The sequence below is a fragment of the Streptomyces sp. NPDC127084 genome (genome assembly GCF_042724175.1).
Classification (GTDB): domain Bacteria; phylum Actinomycetota; class Actinomycetes; order Streptomycetales; family Streptomycetaceae; genus Streptomyces.
In genome coordinates this window covers 26,131-42,112 of record NZ_JBHXFA010000054.1, presented here as the reverse complement: position 1 = coordinate 42,112, position 15,982 = coordinate 26,131, and the positions used below count along the sequence as shown (strand labels likewise).

Annotated in this window: 15 protein-coding genes and 1 riboswitch; of the genes, 3 read left to right on the top strand and 12 right to left on the bottom strand. The window is 69.0% G+C overall.

Annotated features, from left to right (window positions below; all coding sequences use genetic code 11):
* Positions 1-432: 432 nt before the first annotated feature.
* The 5 genes from ACFWI9_RS15275 to ACFWI9_RS15255 form a co-directional block, all read right to left on the bottom strand.
* Positions 433-1,263, bottom strand: coding sequence for a DUF2785 domain-containing protein (locus ACFWI9_RS15275; RefSeq protein WP_387162108.1), 831 nt, complete (start codon positions 1,261-1,263; stop codon positions 433-435).
* A gap of 290 nt (positions 1,264-1,553) precedes the next feature.
* The gene (locus tag ACFWI9_RS15270) at positions 1,554-2,939 is read right to left on the bottom strand and encodes a hypothetical protein (RefSeq protein WP_387162106.1); all 1,386 of its coding nucleotides are present in this window, start codon (positions 2,937-2,939) and stop codon (positions 1,554-1,556) included.
* A gap of 181 nt (positions 2,940-3,120) precedes the next feature.
* Entirely contained in the window at positions 3,121-3,558 is a 438-nt protein-coding gene (locus ACFWI9_RS15265; RefSeq protein WP_387162104.1) for a DUF488 family protein, read from the bottom strand.
* Positions 3,555-4,169: a DUF488 family protein gene (locus tag ACFWI9_RS15260; protein WP_387162103.1), complete on the bottom strand. Its 615-nt coding sequence runs from the start codon at positions 4,167-4,169 to the stop codon at positions 3,555-3,557. The genes ACFWI9_RS15265 and ACFWI9_RS15260 overlap by 4 nt, the downstream gene beginning before the upstream one ends.
* Complete coding sequence (locus tag ACFWI9_RS15255; RefSeq protein ID WP_387162101.1) at positions 4,166-4,858, bottom strand: hypothetical protein; 693 nt, start codon at positions 4,856-4,858, stop codon at positions 4,166-4,168. Before ACFWI9_RS15255 ends, ACFWI9_RS15260 begins: the two co-directional genes overlap by 4 nt.
* 467 nt (positions 4,859-5,325) lie before the next feature.
* Here ACFWI9_RS15255 and ACFWI9_RS15250 point away from each other — a divergent pair, with 467 nt between their 5' ends.
* Positions 5,326-6,984 (top strand): SpoIIE family protein phosphatase, encoded by a 1,659-nt coding sequence (locus ACFWI9_RS15250; protein ID WP_387162100.1) that lies wholly within the window; start codon positions 5,326-5,328, stop codon positions 6,982-6,984.
* 93 nt (positions 6,985-7,077) lie between these two features.
* On the opposite strand, the gene groL is transcribed toward ACFWI9_RS15250, so the two are convergent.
* The 4 genes from groL to thrC form a co-directional block, all read right to left on the bottom strand.
* Positions 7,078-8,700, bottom strand: a complete 1,623-nt coding sequence (gene groL / locus ACFWI9_RS15245) for a chaperonin GroEL (RefSeq protein WP_387162098.1) — start codon at positions 8,698-8,700, stop codon at positions 7,078-7,080.
* A 402-nt stretch (positions 8,701-9,102) separates the two neighbouring features.
* Positions 9,103-9,306: a cold-shock protein gene (locus tag ACFWI9_RS15240; protein WP_009339379.1), complete on the bottom strand. Its 204-nt coding sequence runs from the start codon at positions 9,304-9,306 to the stop codon at positions 9,103-9,105.
* Between the two features lie 582 nt (positions 9,307-9,888).
* Positions 9,889-10,167: a MoaD/ThiS family protein gene (locus ACFWI9_RS15235; protein ID WP_387162097.1), complete on the bottom strand. Its 279-nt coding sequence runs from the start codon at positions 10,165-10,167 to the stop codon at positions 9,889-9,891.
* Complete coding sequence (gene thrC / locus ACFWI9_RS15230; protein ID WP_387162096.1) at positions 10,164-11,471, bottom strand: threonine synthase; 1,308 nt, start codon at positions 11,469-11,471, stop codon at positions 10,164-10,166. The genes ACFWI9_RS15235 and thrC overlap by 4 nt, the downstream gene beginning before the upstream one ends.
* A gap of 17 nt (positions 11,472-11,488) precedes the next feature.
* Positions 11,489-11,647, bottom strand: a riboswitch (SAM riboswitch).
* A 176-nt stretch (positions 11,648-11,823) separates the two neighbouring features.
* Between thrC and ACFWI9_RS15225 the strand changes: the two genes are divergently transcribed.
* Positions 11,824-12,777: a glucosyl-3-phosphoglycerate synthase gene (locus tag ACFWI9_RS15225; RefSeq protein WP_387162095.1), complete on the top strand. Its 954-nt coding sequence runs from the start codon at positions 11,824-11,826 to the stop codon at positions 12,775-12,777.
* Between the two features lie 130 nt (positions 12,778-12,907).
* Here ACFWI9_RS15225 and ACFWI9_RS15220 read toward each other — a convergent pair whose 3' ends face one another.
* The gene (locus ACFWI9_RS15220) at positions 12,908-13,126 is read right to left on the bottom strand and encodes a hypothetical protein (protein ID WP_387162093.1); all 219 of its coding nucleotides are present in this window, start codon (positions 13,124-13,126) and stop codon (positions 12,908-12,910) included.
* Positions 13,127-13,227: 101 nt separating this feature from the next.
* Between ACFWI9_RS15220 and ACFWI9_RS15215 the strand changes: the two genes are divergently transcribed.
* Entirely contained in the window at positions 13,228-14,730 is a 1,503-nt protein-coding gene (locus ACFWI9_RS15215) for a trehalose-6-phosphate synthase (protein WP_387162091.1), read from the top strand.
* On the opposite strand, the gene otsB is transcribed toward ACFWI9_RS15215, so the two are convergent.
* The gene (gene otsB, locus ACFWI9_RS15210; RefSeq protein ID WP_387162089.1) at positions 14,668-15,540 is read right to left on the bottom strand and encodes a trehalose-phosphatase; all 873 of its coding nucleotides are present in this window, start codon (positions 15,538-15,540) and stop codon (positions 14,668-14,670) included. The genes ACFWI9_RS15215 and otsB overlap by 63 nt on opposite strands.
* A 10-nt stretch (positions 15,541-15,550) precedes the next feature.
* Entirely contained in the window at positions 15,551-15,784 is a 234-nt protein-coding gene (locus ACFWI9_RS15205) for a DUF3263 domain-containing protein (protein ID WP_387162088.1), read from the bottom strand.
* Positions 15,785-15,982: the final 198 nt, after the last annotated feature.

The window sequence follows — 15,982 nt, the reverse complement described above, 5'->3', positions numbered from 1 at the left end:
CCTGCGACTTGAGCTTCGGCGTTCGGACCCTGCTTTGACGGAATGGTTTAAGGGGGTTCAACCCGCCCACTAACCCAATGAGTTGACTTTGCGCGACGCACTTGCAACGTACGGTCATCAGGGTCCAGCTTGTGCGCCAAGCAACAGCCCCCGACGGTGCGCCGTCGGCGCGGTCGGCGGCCGACGCGCCGGCGTGCCGGCGTGCCCGGAGCCGTCCATGCACCGGCCGATGACGACCTCGCATCCGCGGTCCTCGACGTCCCGAACGGCACGTTCAGGCGCTCTGTCAGCTCCTTCGGGACCCACTCGAGGGCGATGTGACGCCGATGCGGTCACCGGGACGCAGGGGGCCCGGGTATCGAATAGACATGCGCCGGATTCTGACAGGGTGCCATGCCCGAAGGACATCTGAAGTGTGTTGGCACCCGCTCGTCACGCCCCCCGGAAGGCCAGGACCAGCACCTCCGTCAGGCGCCGCTTCAGCGCATCTGCGTGCGGCGGGCGCACGGGGGCGGCGACGTCGTCGATCCGGACGCCGGTGTCGGCGAGGAGGTACAGCATCCGCAGCGTGCGCATGGCGTTGGAGGTGTGCGCGGCCACGGTGGGGGCGCTGCTCCGGCCGGCGGCGAAGTCTGTCTCGATCGCGTCCAGCCAGCCGACGGCCTCAGCCTCGGAGAGTTCCGGCCGGGTGAGCGTACGGGCGACGCCCTGAGCAAGCCGGTCGTCCTCCTGCTGGGCAAAGAGCTCGTCGGTCGGGGCCACGAGCCGCTCCGCCGCCAGCGCGAGCATCCCCTTCGGGTCGACCTCCGGATGGAGCCCGAAAGTGCCCAGCAGGTCAGCGCCATGCGCGACGGCGTGGAGCCAGCCGAGCCTGGGGTTGTACCCGCGCAAGTCCGTCTCGGCCGGGAACCAGCGCCGAAAGGCGGCGAGCCACGCCGGGTCGAAGTCGCCACGACCGACGATCATGTCGAGCACGAGCGGGGCGAGGGTGCGCGCCTGAATCTCGGGGTCGTCGAACCGGTCGGCCATCACGGCGCCCAGCTTGGCGCGCAGGGGCTTGTCGATGACGTCCCGCTGGATCCACGTCCGCAGCACCACGTAGGGAGCGCCGTCACGGATGTCCGGGTCGGGGTGGCGGAGGGCCTCGGCCAGTTCGGCGGCGAGGGCCGGCAGTTCGGCCGCCGCCGGGGCGGGGCAGTCGTTCTCGTAGAGGGACAGCCAGCGTGCCGCGTCGATCGGCGGCCTGTCGTCGGTCTTGGTCACCGCCTCACCTTCAGGGAGAGCCCCCGACCAGGCAACCGATTAAAGTCCTTGTCTCACCACAGCCCGTCGAGGCGGTCTCTCACCCACATCGCCGTCGTACCGCCCGGGTTGCTCGCCAGCGCGATCTGCACGGTCAGAGACGGGACTTGCTCACCGGAACGAGGACAGAGCGACAACGGACATCTCGACAACTGCATCGGCCTGCGACAGCCCCGAGCGTGCCCGCTGATCATGCGGGCACACCCGGAAACTCCAAGATCCCCGACAGGTCAAGCAGGTGTGGTGCCCGCTCACGCCAGCGGAACCGCACCGACTCTGGCGACGGTGGACATGGAGCAGTAGTAGAAGTCGCGGTCCCAGCCCGGCGAGGGGAAGCACACCGACTGCATCAGGCTCGGCACCCGTGCCCGGCCACGCTCCGTCCCCGTGGTGAGGTCGAGGAGCACCGCGTCCTCTCCCGCCAGCCGTCCCAGCGCTCCGGAGAGCGCTGGCGCGCGCAGGGCGAAGGCGATGGCATCGCCCGTCGCCGCGAGCACGCGCGCACCGGCGCGGGTTCCCCTGGGGGGACGTTGCCGCTGGTCGTAGGTGACGATTTCGCCGGTGTCGGCCCACCGCAGCAGATGGCCCGCGGTGTTCATCCGCTGTGACCACAGACGCGTGAGCGGCTCCCCGGGGCGGGCGTGGAACCCCGTCAGCACTCCGTTGGCTGAGTCGTAACCGACGGCGACACCGCGCTCGGCGTCCACCAGCGGAGGGTTGGTGGCGGCGCCCCACGGCAGACCGCAGATCTCGGCGCGGCGGTGGTCGGCCGGATCGGAGAGGCTGACCGCGTGCAGGTGTACCGGGCCCCGGTCGCGTGCTGCTCCCCGCATGGTGCCGCGGTAGCGGTGCCGTCCCTGGTCGAGGAACCAGATGCGCTCACCGGCGAGCACGGGATCCCATCCATGGCCCTGCCCGGGGGTGTCGCGGTACGCCACCGACCAGTCAACGTCCCTGACGAGCCTGCCCGCGGTGGAGTCCCAGCGGACCCGGTGCACGCGGTGCGAGCCGACCGCGTATACCTCGTCGCCCCGGGCCGCCAGCCGGGCGATCACGGGCTCGCCGAGCGGCAGGGTGTCCCGGTCCTTCAGCGTGAGCGGGTCCAGTGCGCGCAGGATCGCGGGGGCGCGCTCGGTGACGTCGAAGTCCTTGAGTACCAGCGTGCCGTCGGGCATGGCCAGGAAGGAGTTGTGGGGCCTCGGCGCGGGGAGTTCGCGCTGGGCGATGACGTCGAGCGTCTCGGGGTCCAGCCGGTGCGCATAGCGGCCGGCGACCGCGATGACCGCTCCGTCGGCGACCGCGCCGATGCCGCCCATCCAGAACGGGCCCGCCGGAAGCGGCCCGGATGAGGCCAGCGGCTCCAGGGTGCGCGGGTCGAGACGTTCGACCACGGTCCTGGAGGGGCTGGTGGAGATCCGCGCTCCGAACAGCCCGCGCAGCAGGTACAACTGGCCGGGTGCGCGCTGGATGAGCATCTGCGCGCCGCGCGCTTCACGGCAGGCCAGCACGCTCAGTCGTTCCCCGGACGCGATCCGCGGTCCCGCCGTGGAGGGGGCCTGTTCCCTGGTGGGGCCGCCGTCCTCGGCCGGCCAGGGTGAGCCGTAGTAGCCGCTGCCGGCGGTGTTGGCGCTGTTCACCGTGTCTCCCGCTCTCCATGACGTTACCTGCGGTAATCCAACCGCTTGGAGCGAGCCGGGGGAAGACTTCGACGCACATCGGATCCCGGCCGTTCCTCAATCCGCCCGCGGTGAGCGGCTCCGGCAGCGCCGACTGATGCGACCGTGGTCGCGGGACGGCTCCTGACCGCAACGCCGCCGCTCACACCAGGTGCTCGATGGTGACGTCATCCCACTGCTGTGCGAGATATTCCGCGACCAGTCGGCGGTGGCAATGCCGTGCATTGTCCTCACTGCAGAGCAGGACTGCGTTGTCAAACGCTTCCCGTCGGACGGCGTCCTCGATCTGACGAACCTTCATCAATTCGAGGAATCGGTCTTCGTATGCCGCCCAGCCGATATCCCGCTTCTTGTAGGCGTCGAGCATGTCCTTGGTCGGGGCCAGTTCCGTACGGTGGGTGTACCGCGCACCGCAGATCTCGCCAAGGAAGTACCTCAGATCATCACGCTTGGCGAAACCGGACAGTTGCGAGACGTTGTTGAGTCGGACATCGACCAGCGCTGTCACTCCGGCTTCGCGCAGGAGCCCGAAGAACTTCTCGGCGGACTTCTTCGTGAACCCGATTGTGTAGAGTTTCATCTGCCCGGTGTCCCGTCGGCGCGAAGGTCCTCATTGACGTACGCGATGCGTTGTTCCTGGCGGTCGAGAGCTTCTTGGAGGCGCTCGTCCGAGGTCCGGAATAGATCTTCCTGATCCAGCCCGAAATTGGCCATCAGGCGTCGCATCGCCGAGCCATGGTCTTCGACGTGCCCATCACCATGAATGTGCTCGACAGCGGTTCCGGACCCTTCGAGGGCTCGCGCGACGAGCACGCAACGATGGCAGTCGAGTGGTTCCTGTTCGGTGCACATGACAGCGATTCGCTCGCTCTGCGAACCGTTCCGCAGACGCGTGATGCCACTGACGAAATTCGAGGTCCGGGCGAGAAGGTCGTACCGCACCCGTCCGTCCACATAGCAGCTGAGGTCTTCGGTGCGCGCGCCCAGTTCTTTTCCCAGGAAGACGTACTTGATATCGGCGTCGGACAGGGCACGCTCCACGGCGTACCGGTTGAACTGGGGCGTGAATCGGCTGACGGGCATCGACCGTACATCGGCGACCGCCGTGATGCCATGCTTCTGCAGCAGACTCAGGAAAGCTGAACTGCTGTGCGTGGAATGGCCGACAGTGAATACTGTATGAGGTGTCATCGCCTGCTGCCTGTTGGGGTCTTCGCTCGTTCGATAATGGCTGCCACTAATTTGTAGACATGACCTTCAAACACTTCCCCGAGACTAACCGTGAGGAAGGATTCACCCACCCTGTAGAACCCTTCCGGTTTGGCCAGATACTCCGACTCGTATTCGGAATCGGTCACCCGCAGTATATGTAAATGCCCTGCATAAGAGAAGCAAGCACGCAGGACCGGCTCCCCGGACATCGCCCAAGGGACGTGCACTTGTAACTTCAGACCGGTGACGCGGATCAGCTTGAGCGAGTCCGGCAGAGCGACTGCTTCTTCAGCCGGGATGCGATCATTGCTGCCGTGACGGGTGCTTGACCCATTGATCCATAAAGTGCTGGGGCGCTGTTCCAGCCTCAGTAACGCACTCCACCCGACCTTGCCGGTCTTCTCCCAGTGGTATTTGGGGTCAAGGAGCCAGTTCTCACTCTGGAAGACATGCGGCTGAGGCCGAAGGAGCGGCACCGAGACAACATCGAGGACACTCGGGCTCGTTCTGTCTTCGTACTGACTTTCGAGAACGGAGACCTCGCGGTTTGAGCGGGCGCTGACCGGCCGCACCCACTCCCCTGAGCCGTCGTCGACCATGCCTGCCACACACCGTCCCGAAAGCTTGCGGGAATTCGCCAGACACACGAGCTTCTTTTGCGATGCCATGTGTATCCCCCAAATCTGATGCATCGACTCCCTGCGGAATGGAAGCGCAGCGCACTCACACGAAGCACCGACGAGCACAGCGGATTGCCAGTTCCGCAAGTCGTCCAGAGCCTACGACGGGGGTACGGCACGCGTCCGCCGTTCAGGCAAGCGCGATGTTCGAACCAGGTCGTGGTGCGCTTCGCCGCCAGGCCGGCCGGCGACACGCGGGGCGACCCCGCCGGCCGGGTCTTGGGCGCAGGGGCCGCGCCAGGGGCATCGGGCAGACCGCACGGATCGAGCCGAACGGCGGGATCAAGCCACTCACGTACACCAGAAGTTCAGGCCAACGCATGCTGCGGCACGAAGCGGAACAGTGCCGATCAGAATCGGACTCCTGGAGGTACACCGGAACGAATTGCGCTGGGATGGCGCGGATACAGCAGTCGTGGGCACCGCAGTCGGCAGTATCCGTCCTGGAGGCAAGTATGGAAGGCTTCAACGCTTCAGTCTCTTTGGAGTCCGACCTAGGGGCGTCCGCCCTGGAGACTCCGGTATGTCAGTGCGGGAACCGGGATCGACTGGGAGCCCGGGTCCCGCAGGACGAGGCCCCTCCCGGGTCGGCGGAGGAGCGGTTCAGGGGGCTGCTGGAAGCGGCGCCGGACGCGATGGTGATCGTGGACGACAGCGGGACCATCCGCCTCGTCAACGCCCAGACCGAGGCCCTCTTCGGCTACAAGCGCGACGAACTGCTGGGACGGCCCGTCGAGATCCTCGTACCGCACCGCTTCCGCAACAACCACGCCACCCACCGCAACGGCTACACCGACAACAGACAGGTACGCCCCATGGGCGCCGGCCTCGAACTCCACGGCCTGCGCAAGAACGGCACCGAGTTCCCCGTCGAGATCAGCCTCAGCCCACTCGAAACCACCGACGGACTCCTCGTCTCCGCCGCCGTACGCGACGTCAGCGAACGCAAGACGGCCGAGAACCAGCTCACCGCGCTCTACGAGCAGCAGCGGCATGTCGCCCTGACCCTCCAGCGCAGTCTGATGGGCACACCGCCCGACGTCCCGGGACTCACCACGGCCAGCCGCTATCTGCCGGCGACCCAGGGCGCGGGTGTCGGGGGCGACTGGTTCGACCTCGTGCCGCTGGGAGCCGGGCGGGTCGGCATCCTCATCGGCGACGTGATGGGGCGCGGCCTCGAAGCCGCTGCCATCATGGGTCAGTTGCGCTCGGCGGCGCACGCACTCGCGAAGACCGGAATGCAGCCCCGGCAGCTCATGCAGTCACTGGACGCCATCGTCGCCGAGCTGGACGGCCCCGACCAACTCGTCACCTGCTGCTATCTGGTGCTGGCGCCGGACGCGGGCGAGGTGACCGTGTGTTCCGCGGGCCATCTGCCGGCCCTGGTCGCCGAACCTGGCCTGCCGGTACGGCCGCTCGAAGCGCCGGTGAGCGTACCGCTCGGGGTCGGCGACCACCTGCACCTGCAGACCACCCTGGCGGTCGCGCCCGGCTCCAGCCTCGTCCTGTTCACGGACGGATTGATAGAGACACCGGAAGGCGATATCGAGGACCAGCTCAACGCGCTGGTCCTCGCGCTGGACAAGGCCTTCGCCTCCACGTCCGGCCTTGAGGAAGCCGTGGACGATGTGCTCGCCTCCGTACTGCCCGCCACCGAGCACCACCACGACGACGTCACCCTGCTCATCGCCCAGCTCCCCGCCGCTCCCCTGGCCACGGCCTCGACCAAACTCGCCGCCACCCCCGCTTCGGTGTCGAAGGCACGGGCGTTCCTCACCGCCTCGCTGCACGCCTGGGGCTGCCACCGCCTCGTGGACAACGCGCAGTTGCTGGTGTCCGAAGTGGTCACCAACGCCATCCGGCACGGTCAGGGCCCGGTGCGGCTGAGCGTGCGCCGCAACGCCACGGAGCTGACGGTGGAGGTGAGCGACAGCAGCCACCATCTGCCGCAGCCACGGATCGCGGACGCGGACGACGAGTCCGGGCGTGGGCTGATCCTGGTCGACACGCTCGCCGGGAGCTGGGGGGTACGGCCGAACGACGACGGCAAGACGACGTGGTTCACGCTGTCGCTGGAGGACGCGTCAGCGTCGTCACAGCTCGCCGCCGGATAGGCAGTGGCAGGGAACGGCTGGGAACGCCCGAGGGCGGCACCCCTGGGAGTGGGGTGCCGCCCTCGGTCAGGACGGTTGATCAACCTAGGTTGATCAGAAGTCCATGTCACCGCCCGGCATGCCGCCCGGAGCAGCCGCGGCGGACTTCTCCGGCTTGTCGGCGATGACGGCCTCGGTGGTGAGGAACAGCGCGGCGATGGAGGCCGCGTTCTGCAGCGCGGAGCGCGTGACCTTCGCCGGGTCGATGATGCCCTCGGCGACCAGGTCGACGTACTCGCCGGTCGCGGCGTTCAGGCCGTGGCCCGGGGTCAGGTTGCGCACCTTCTCCACCACGACGCCGCCCTCGAGGCCGGCGTTGACGGCGATCTGCTTCAGCGGGGCCTCAAGCGCCAGCTTGACGGCGGCGGCACCGGTGGCCTCGTCGCCCTCGAGCTCCAGCTTCTCGAACACCTGGGAGGCCTGGAGCAGGGCCACGCCACCACCGGCGACGATGCCCTCCTCGACGGCCGCCTTCGCGTTGCGAACGGCGTCCTCGATGCGGTGCTTGCGCTCCTTGAGCTCCACCTCGGTCGCGGCACCGGCCTTGATGACGGCCACGCCGCCGGCCAGCTTCGCGAGGCGCTCCTGGAGCTTCTCGCGGTCGTAGTCCGAGTCGGAGTTCTCGATCTCGGCGCGGATCTGGTTGACGCGGCCCTGGACCTGGTCGCTGTCACCGGCACCGTCGACGATGGTCGTCTCGTCCTTGGTGATGACGACCTTGCGGGCGCGGCCCAGCAGGTCGACACCGGCGTTCTCCAGCTTGAGGCCGACCTCCTCGGAGATGACCGTGCCACCGGTGAGGATGGCGATGTCACCGAGCATGGCCTTGCGGCGGTCGCCGAAGCCCGGGGCCTTGACGGCGACGGACTTGAAGGTGCCGCGGATCTTGTTGACGACCAGGGTCGACAGGGCCTCGCCCTCGACGTCCTCGGCGATGATCAGCAGCGGCTTGCCCGACTGCATGACCTTCTCCAGCAGCGGGAGCAGGTCCTTGACCGAGGAGATCTTGGAGTTGGCGATCAGGATGTACGGGTCCTCCAGAGAGGCCTCCATACGCTCCATGTCGGTGGCGAAGTACGCCGAGATGTAGCCCTTGTCGAAGCGCATACCCTCGGTGAGCTCCAGCTCCAGACCGAAGGTCTGGGACTCCTCGACGGTGATGACGCCTTCCTTGCCGACCTTGTCCATCGCCTCGGCGATGAGCTCGCCGATCTGGGTGTCGGCGGCGGAGATGGAGGCGGTGGAGGCGATCTGCTCCTTGGTCTCGACCTCCTTGGCCTGGTCGAGCAGCGCACCGGAGACGGCCTCGACGGCCTTCTCGATACCGCGCTTCAGAGCCATCGGGTTGGCACCGGCGGCGACGTTGCGCAGGCCCTCGCGGACCAGGGCCTGGGCGAGGACGGTCGCGGTGGTCGTACCGTCACCGGCGACGTCGTCCGTCTTCTTGGCGACTTCCTTGACCAGCTCGGCGCCGATCTTCTCGTACGGGTCCTCGAGCTCGATCTCCTTGGCGATGGAGACACCATCGTTGGTGATCGTGGGGGCGCCCCACTTCTTCTCGAGGACGACGTTGCGACCCTTGGGGCCGAGCGTCACCTTGACGGCGTCCGCGAGCTGGTTCATGCCGCGCTCGAGGCCGCGCCGTGCCTCCTCGTCGAACGCGATGATCTTGGCCATGTGAAGTGGTCCTCCCGGACTTGGGGGTCTCCCCGTACCCGAGGGCTACGGGGGAGGATTGCTTCGGGACCGCGCTGGCGCCCGCGACGGACGGCCTGCACGCCTGTGGTTCCTTGCCCCACACGGCCTGCGGGCCTCACCGACCCGGTCCTTCGTTGTCACTCTCACTCGTAGAGTGCTAACGCCAATGATTAGCACTCGGACCCCTCGAGTGCAAGCGGCTTCGAAGAAGCCTCGTATAGGGGTGGCGGTCGGGCGACGGGAGGGGGCAAGCGGCTTCGAAGGAGGCCCAGTGGTGCCGCAGGGGAGCCGCGGGGCGACGGGTCCGGGCAAGCACGGAGGGCCCGTACCCCCTAGGTACGGGCCCTCCGTGACGTGATGCGCGGTTCTCCAGTCCGGCGCTCAGCCGGCCAGCCGGACCATGTCCGCCTGCGGCCCCTTCTGACCCTGCGAGATCTCGAACTCGACTCGCTGGCCCTCCTCCAGGGTGCGGTACCCGTCCATCTGGATCGCGCTGTAGTGGACGAAAACATCCGCACCACCGTCGACCGCGATGAAGCCGTACCCCTTCTCCGCGTTGAACCACTTGACGGTGCCCTGAGCCATGCCTAACTCCCCTATTACTGGCCCTTGCACAGGTCCACACTTCGCGGACCCGGGTCAGACCTCGTCCACGAAGAGTTCCCGTGAGTTCCCATGCCGGAAGCAGCCGGAAACCCTCATGAACGTGCGCCGGAACGCGTCGACCGCGGCTGAATGTATCTGTCCAACTGCCCTCTGCAACAGGTCAAACGGACGAGAAATCTGAGCATGGCTGATCGGGCAACCATGCCCAACTCCGAGCGTTCCCGGGCAAGTCGGACCGGGCAAAGCGCACAAAACGCGCAACTAGCTCGAACATTTTGGCTGTTTTCCATCATGGGCAAACGGATTCTCATATGCCCATGGCACAACCAGCGAGGGGAGGACGACCCCAACTCTACCGTGCGGCGCCCAACGGAATCGCCCCTTCCGCAGAGCTTGCGGAAGGGGCATACCGGGTGACGGAACGTGCTGTATCCAGGGTCAGCAAGGGGTCGGTGACGGTCGCTCAGGAGGCCCGGAGGGCACCCGGCAACGGAACGGAAGGAGCCGTTCCGGGAATGGCCGGGAGCCGCCGGGAGCAGTCGGCGAGCGTCCGAGTGCGGCTCAGCAGCCGCCGGCGACGGCGGGGATGATCGACACCCCGGCGCCGTCCGGCGTCGCCGTCTCAAGACCCTGCTCGAAGCGGACGTCGTCGTCGTTGACGTAGACGTTCACAAAGCGGCGCAGCTTCCCCTGGTCGTCCAGCACACGGGCGGCGATGCCGACGTGGTTCTTCTCCAGGTCGGCGATCACCTCGGCGAGGGTCGCGCCCTCCGCCGTGACCTCGGCCTGGCCGCCGGTGTAGGTGCGCAGGATGGTCGGGATTCGGACGTTGACGCTCATACGAGGCCAGCCTCTCGGAAGGAGTCCAGGTTGGGGCGGATGACAGCGGACATACCCGTCGTCGGGGCCACCGCGTCGAGAGTCTTGAGGCCATCACCCGTGTTGACCACGACCGTGGTGAGCGACGGGTCGATGACACCGGCCTCGATCAGCTTCTTCGCCACGCCGAGGGTGGTACCGCCCGCGGTCTCGGTGAAGATGCCCTCGGTGCGCGCCAGCAGCTTGACCGCCGCCACGATCTCCTCGTCCGTGACGTCCTCCACCGCCCCGCCCGTACGGCGGCAGATGTCCAGGACATAGGGGCCGTCGGCCGGATTGCCGATCGCCAGCGACTTGGCGATGGTGTCCGGCTTCTGCGGGCGTACGACGTCGTTGCCCGCCTTGAAGGCCGCGGACACCGGGGAGCAGCCCTCGGCCTGGGCGCCGAAGATCTTGTACGGCCTGTCCTCGACCAGACCCAGCTTGATCAGCTCCTGGAGCCCCTTGTCGATCTTGGTGAGCTGGGAGCCGGAAGCGATGGGGATGACGATCTGGTCGGGCAGCCGCCAGCCGAGCTGCTCGCAGATCTCGTAGGCCAGGGTCTTGGAGCCCTCGGCGTAGTACGGGCGCAGATTGACGTTGACGAAGCCCCAGCCCTCGCCGACCGGGTCGCCGATGAGCTCGGAGCAGAAGCGGTTGACGTCGTCGTAGTTGCCCTCGATACCGACGAGCTCGCCGCCGTAGACCGCGGCCATGACGACCTTGCCCTGCTCCAGGTCGTGCGGGATGAACACGCAGGACCGGAATCCGGCGCGGGCCGCCGCGGCGCCGACGGCCCCCGCGAGGTTGCCGGTGGAGGAGCAGGAGAGGGTGGTGAAGCCGAAGGCCCGGGCGGCCTCGATGGCCTGGGCGACGACCCGGTCCTTGAAGGAGTGGGTCGGGTTTCCGGAGTCGTCCTTCACGTACAGGCCGCCGGTGACGCCCAGCTCGCGGGCGAGGTTGTCGGCCTTGACGAGCTTGGTCCAGCCCGGGTTCAGATTGGGCTTGTCGGCCACGTCGGCGGGGACGGGCAGCAGCGGGGCGTAGCGCCAGATGCTGGCGGGGCCGTTCTCGATCCGCTTGCGCAGGCTCTCGGGGTCGCCGGTCGGCAGGTCGTACGCCACTTCGAGCGGTCCGAAGCAGAGCTCGCAGGCGAAGACGGGGCCGAGCGGGACGGTCGCGCCGCACTCGCGACAGGAGAGCCCGGAGGCGGAGCCCAGGTCGACACCGGGGGAAGCCTCGGGGGCGGCGGGGGTTTCGGGGGTGGCGTCTGTCTGTACAGCCATGGAGGCGAGGCCCTTTCTCCTCATCTTCCTCATGGCGCATCTCGCCATGAGACGGATTTGGCACCTTCCCTAGCCGGGAGCCTCGCGCGCCGCGGTGCTGAGACCGAGCGACGAGACCGGCTGGAGGGTTGCCGGGGCTTCAACGGGCCGTATCCCTCTGCCCCTCTGGATGAGCGGTATGTGATTGTCGGCGGACGCGACGCGCGCAGTGTGCCGGGCGCGACCGCGGTGTGCGCGATGCACTCCGGGCGATCGGCATGCGATGGTCGTCCGCGTTGTTCAAGACTGTAACCGACCCCCTGGGGCGGTGAGACGGATCGTCCGATCCGCGAGACAGAGAGATGGAGATCACGTGCTGGAAGAGGTGGGGCGCTGGCTCGACCGGCGGTCCTGGTCCGTGGCAGACCGCCCGCTCGACCGGCTCGTGGCCGCGAAGCGCTCGGCCCGCGGCGGCGGCACGGTCAGCGTGGTGCTCCCAGCCCTGAACGAGGAGGCGACGGTCGGCGAGATCGTCAGCGTCATCCGGCGCGAGCTGATGACGGACGAGGTGCCGCTGGTGGACGAGCTGGTGGTGGTGGACTCCGGCTCGACGGACCGTACGGCGGAGGTGGCGGCGAAGGCGGGGGCCCGGGTCGAGCACCGCGACGCGATACTGCCGCGGCTGCCGGCGCTGCCCGGCAAGGGCGAGGTGCTGTGGCGCTCGCTCCTGGTGACCAGCGGGGAGATCGTGTGCTTCGTGGACGCGGACCTGAGGGAGTTCTCGGCGGACTTCGTGTCCGGGATCGTCGGCCCGCTGCTGACCGAGCCTGACGTGGCCTTCGTGAAGGCGATGTACGACCGGCCGCTCGGCGGCACCCCGGGCCAGGGCGGGCGGGTGACCGAGCTGGTGGCCCGGCCACTGCTCAATCTGCACTGGCCGCAGCTCGCCGGATTCGTCCAGCCGCTGGGCGGGGAGTACGCGGCGCGGCGCTCGCTGCTGGAGCGGCTACCGTTCCCGGTCGGCTACGGGGTGGAGCTCGGGCTGCTGGTGGACGCGCTGCACACGGCCGGTCTCGACGCGCTGGCCCAGGTGGACGTGGGCGTACGGCTGCACCGGCACCAGGACGGGCAGGCGTTGGGCCGGATGGCGGCGGCGATCTACCGTACGGCGCAACTGCGGTTGTCACGCGGACACTTGGTGCGACCGGTGCTGACGCAGTTCGAGCGGGGGGAGGGTGGTTTCGTACCGCGGACGCATGAGGTGGACACGGAGGAACGGCCGCCGATGACGGAGATCACGGAGTACGCGGCGCGCCGGGCGGCGTGAAGGCGTGAACACGGGGCTCTCTGGATACCGGGTGTCGGCGCGGCGGTACGCGGCTTAACCAGTGGGATTGTCTACCTTTCCGAGGTATGACTACCGCACCCAAAAGTCAATGTTCGTCCCGATTGTTCCGTTATGCCCTTTCCCTCTGCTCGCTCTGTGCCGCGGCGGCCGTACTGCCGGCCCCGGGGCTGGCCATGGCGGACACGGGCGGGCTCGCCGCGACCAGTACGGCCAGCACAACCAGTACGACCCGTGCGATCAGTACGACCGGCTCCAGGACGGAGCGGCTGTGGCTGCTCGGCGGGGTCGCCGTGACGGTCACGGCGGCCGGGGTGATCGCGACGGTCACGACCCGGGGCGGCCGTCGCCGCAGCCCCTGACCGCCCCTGCCAGGGAGCCGTCCGGGCCTCGGTACGTTTGAGCGGATACGCCACGGGCTAGGTTGCCGACATGGTCTCCGAGCGCGCGGCGCAGGTACTCGTCGCCTCCAACCGCGGTCCGGTCACATACGCCTTCCGTGAGGACGGCACACTCGACGCCCGGCGCGGCGGCGGAGGTCTGGTCTCCGGACTGTCGGCCATCGGCCCTGACGCCGGCGCCTTGTGGGTGTGCTCCGCGCTCGGCGACGGCGACCGCGAGGCGGTGCGCCGCGGGATCGCCGAGCCGGGTGTGCTGATGCTCGACATCGACGCCGTCGTGCACGCCGACGCGTACAACGGCATCGCGAACTCAGTGCTGTGGTTCGTCCACCACATGCTCTACCAGACACCGCTGGAGCCGGTCTTCGACCAGGAGTTCCGACGCCAGTGGATCGCGTACGAGGCGTACAACCTCGCGTTCGCCCAGGCCCTGGCCGAGGCGTCCGGCCCTGGCGCGGCGGTCATGGTGCAGGACTACCACCTGTCGCTGGTGCCGGGGATGCTCCGGGACCTGCGCCCCGACCTGCGTATCGGCCACTTCTCACACACGCCGTGGGCGCCGCCCGAGTACTTCCGGATGCTGCCGGACGACATCGCCGAGCAGCTCCTGCTGGGCATGCTCGGCGCGAACCACCTCGGCTTCCTGACCCAGCGCTGGCTGGCGGCCTTCGAGAACTGCTGCGAGTCGGTGCTCACGGGTTACGACGTGGCCGCGTACTGGCCCAAGGACGACCAGCCGCACCTGGACTACCGGCTGCCCGGGGGCCGTCGGCGGCGGACCATGCTCGGGGTGCACGGGCTCGGCGCGGACGCGGACTTCCTGCGGGAGCGGTCGCGGCAGACGGACGTGGACGAGCGGATGGCGGCGCTGCGCGAGCAGGTCGGCGGAGACGGCAGCCGCCGGACGATCGTCCGGGTGGACCGCACCGAGCTCTCCAAGAACATCGTGCGCGGGCTGCTGGCGTACCGGACGCTGCTGGACGAGTACCCCGAGTGGCGGGAGCGCGTGGTGCACATCGCGTTCGCCTACCCGTCGCGCCAGGACCTGCCCGTCTACCGCGACTACACGGCGGAGGTCGCCCGGGTCGCGGAGGAGATCAACGCGCGGTACGGCACCCCCGGCTGGACCCCGGTGATCCTGCACGTCAAGGACGACTTCGCGCGCTCGCTGGCCGCCTACCGGATGGCGGACGTCGCCCTCGTCAACCCGATCCGGGACGGGATGAACCTGGTCGCCAAGGAGGTCCCGGTGGTCTCGGACAAGGGTTGCGCCCTGGTGCTGTCGCGCGAGGCCGGGGCCTGGGCGGAGCTGCGTGACGACGCGCTGGTGGTCAATCCGTTCGATGTCACCGGCACGGCGGACGCGCTGCACCGGGCACTGACCATGCCGGACGAGGAACGGGCCGAACGCGGCAAGCGGCTGGCCGCCGCGGCGACGGCGCTGCCGCCGCAGCAGTGGTTCCTGGACCAGCTAGCGGAGCTGGACGCACTCGGCGAGAGCGGCGAGGAAGCCGACGACCGCGGCCGGGCCTGACAGCACCAGATCGGCACGCTCGGCCAGCTCGGGGACCTCGGTCCCGCTGGCCAGCAGGAGCCCGGGGACTCCGTCGGAGCGCAGCTTCTCGACGGCGGCGTACGCGGCGAGGTCACCCAGGTCGTCGCCCGCGTACAGCACGGCTCCGGCCCGCCGCTCGCGTACGTACTCGGCGAGCGCCACGCCCTTGTCCACCCCGGGCGGGCGCACCTCGAGGACCAGTCGGCCCGGCTCGACGATCAGCCCGTGGCGGGCGGCCAGCGCGGCGACCGGAACGCGCAGCGCTTCGAACGCGGCCTCGGGGTCATCGGCACGGCGGGTGTGGACGGCGACCGCGCGCCCCTTCTCCTCGATCCAGATGCCCTGCCCGGCGGCGCCGGCCGCGTCGAGCACTCCGGGCAGCTCCGCGCGCACGGCATCCACACGGGGGTCCGGGGCGGGAGCGCGCACCTCGCCGCTTACGGCGTCCCAGCGCTCGGCGCCGTAGTGGCCGAGGACGATGAGGTGCTCAAGCCCCGGCACCCCGGCGAAGCCCCCGTACCGCACGGCGACGCCTGCCGGGCGCCCCGTCAGCACGGCCACGGACCCGACCAGCGGCGCGAGCGCGGCGAGCGCGGGGACTGCGCCGGGGTGGGCGCGGGCCTGCTCGGGGTCGGGCACGATCTCGGCGAGGGTGCCGTCGAAGTCCAGCGCGAAGGCGGCGTCCTGCGGCCGGTCGATGATCGCGGCGAGGGCATGGCGTCCTGCGGGGGTGCGGGGCTCTGGGAGTGCGTCTGGCCGTGCGTCGGCGTCGTGCGGGTGGCTGCCCATGCCCCCGACCCTAGCGGCGCTCCCGCCGCGCGGCCCGGACCCGGCGCAGCCGGTTGACGGTCACCGGGTCGTGTTCGGCCGCACGGGGATCGTCCAGGAGAGCGTTCAGCAGCTGGTAGTACCGGGTCGCCGACATCCCGAGCCGCTCCCGTATCGCCCGCTCCTTGACCCCGGGCGCGGGCCAGTCGCTCCGCTCCAGGGCGAGCACGGCGAGGTCGCGCTCGGTGAGAGGCGTATCGGTCATACGAGCACGATAACGGTGCGTTTCGGGGTTGCCACACCCCGGTGAGCCCCGCTGCCCGGGACACCGGGTTTCGCGGTGCACCCCTACCCCGCACGGTGGGCCGGATACACCGGGCACCGCAGCGGGGTGCGGAACACCGGATACGCCCGCGCCCCGTGCAGCGGGGCACCACGGGGTGCGGCGCACCGTGGGCGCGCA

Excerpts from the sequence above, each read along its gene's own strand:
- ACFWI9_RS15265 (WP_387162104.1), bottom strand. The coding sequence starts at position 3,558 with ATGAAACTCTACACAATCGGGTTCACGAAGAAGTCCGCCGAGAAGTTC.
- ACFWI9_RS15260 (WP_387162103.1), bottom strand. The coding sequence starts at position 4,169 with ATGACACCTCATACAGTATTCACTGTCGGCCATTCCACGCACAGCAGT.
- ACFWI9_RS15255 (WP_387162101.1), bottom strand. The coding sequence starts at position 4,858 with ATGGCATCGCAAAAGAAGCTCGTGTGTCTGGCGAATTCCCGCAAGCTT.
- ACFWI9_RS15250 (WP_387162100.1), top strand. The coding sequence starts at position 5,326 with ATGGAAGGCTTCAACGCTTCAGTCTCTTTGGAGTCCGACCTAGGGGCG.
- groL (WP_387162098.1), bottom strand. The coding sequence starts at position 8,700 with ATGGCCAAGATCATCGCGTTCGACGAGGAGGCACGGCGCGGCCTCGAG.
- ACFWI9_RS15240 (WP_009339379.1), bottom strand. The coding sequence starts at position 9,306 with ATGGCTCAGGGCACCGTCAAGTGGTTCAACGCGGAGAAGGGGTACGGC.
- ACFWI9_RS15235 (WP_387162097.1), bottom strand. The coding sequence starts at position 10,167 with ATGAGCGTCAACGTCCGAATCCCGACCATCCTGCGCACCTACACCGGC.
- thrC (WP_387162096.1), bottom strand. The coding sequence starts at position 11,471 with ATGGCTGTACAGACAGACGCCACCCCCGAAACCCCCGCCGCCCCCGAG.
- ACFWI9_RS15215 (WP_387162091.1), top strand. The coding sequence starts at position 13,228 with ATGGTCTCCGAGCGCGCGGCGCAGGTACTCGTCGCCTCCAACCGCGGT.
- otsB (WP_387162089.1), bottom strand. The coding sequence starts at position 15,540 with ATGGGCAGCCACCCGCACGACGCCGACGCACGGCCAGACGCACTCCCA.
- ACFWI9_RS15205 (WP_387162088.1), bottom strand. The coding sequence starts at position 15,784 with ATGACCGATACGCCTCTCACCGAGCGCGACCTCGCCGTGCTCGCCCTG.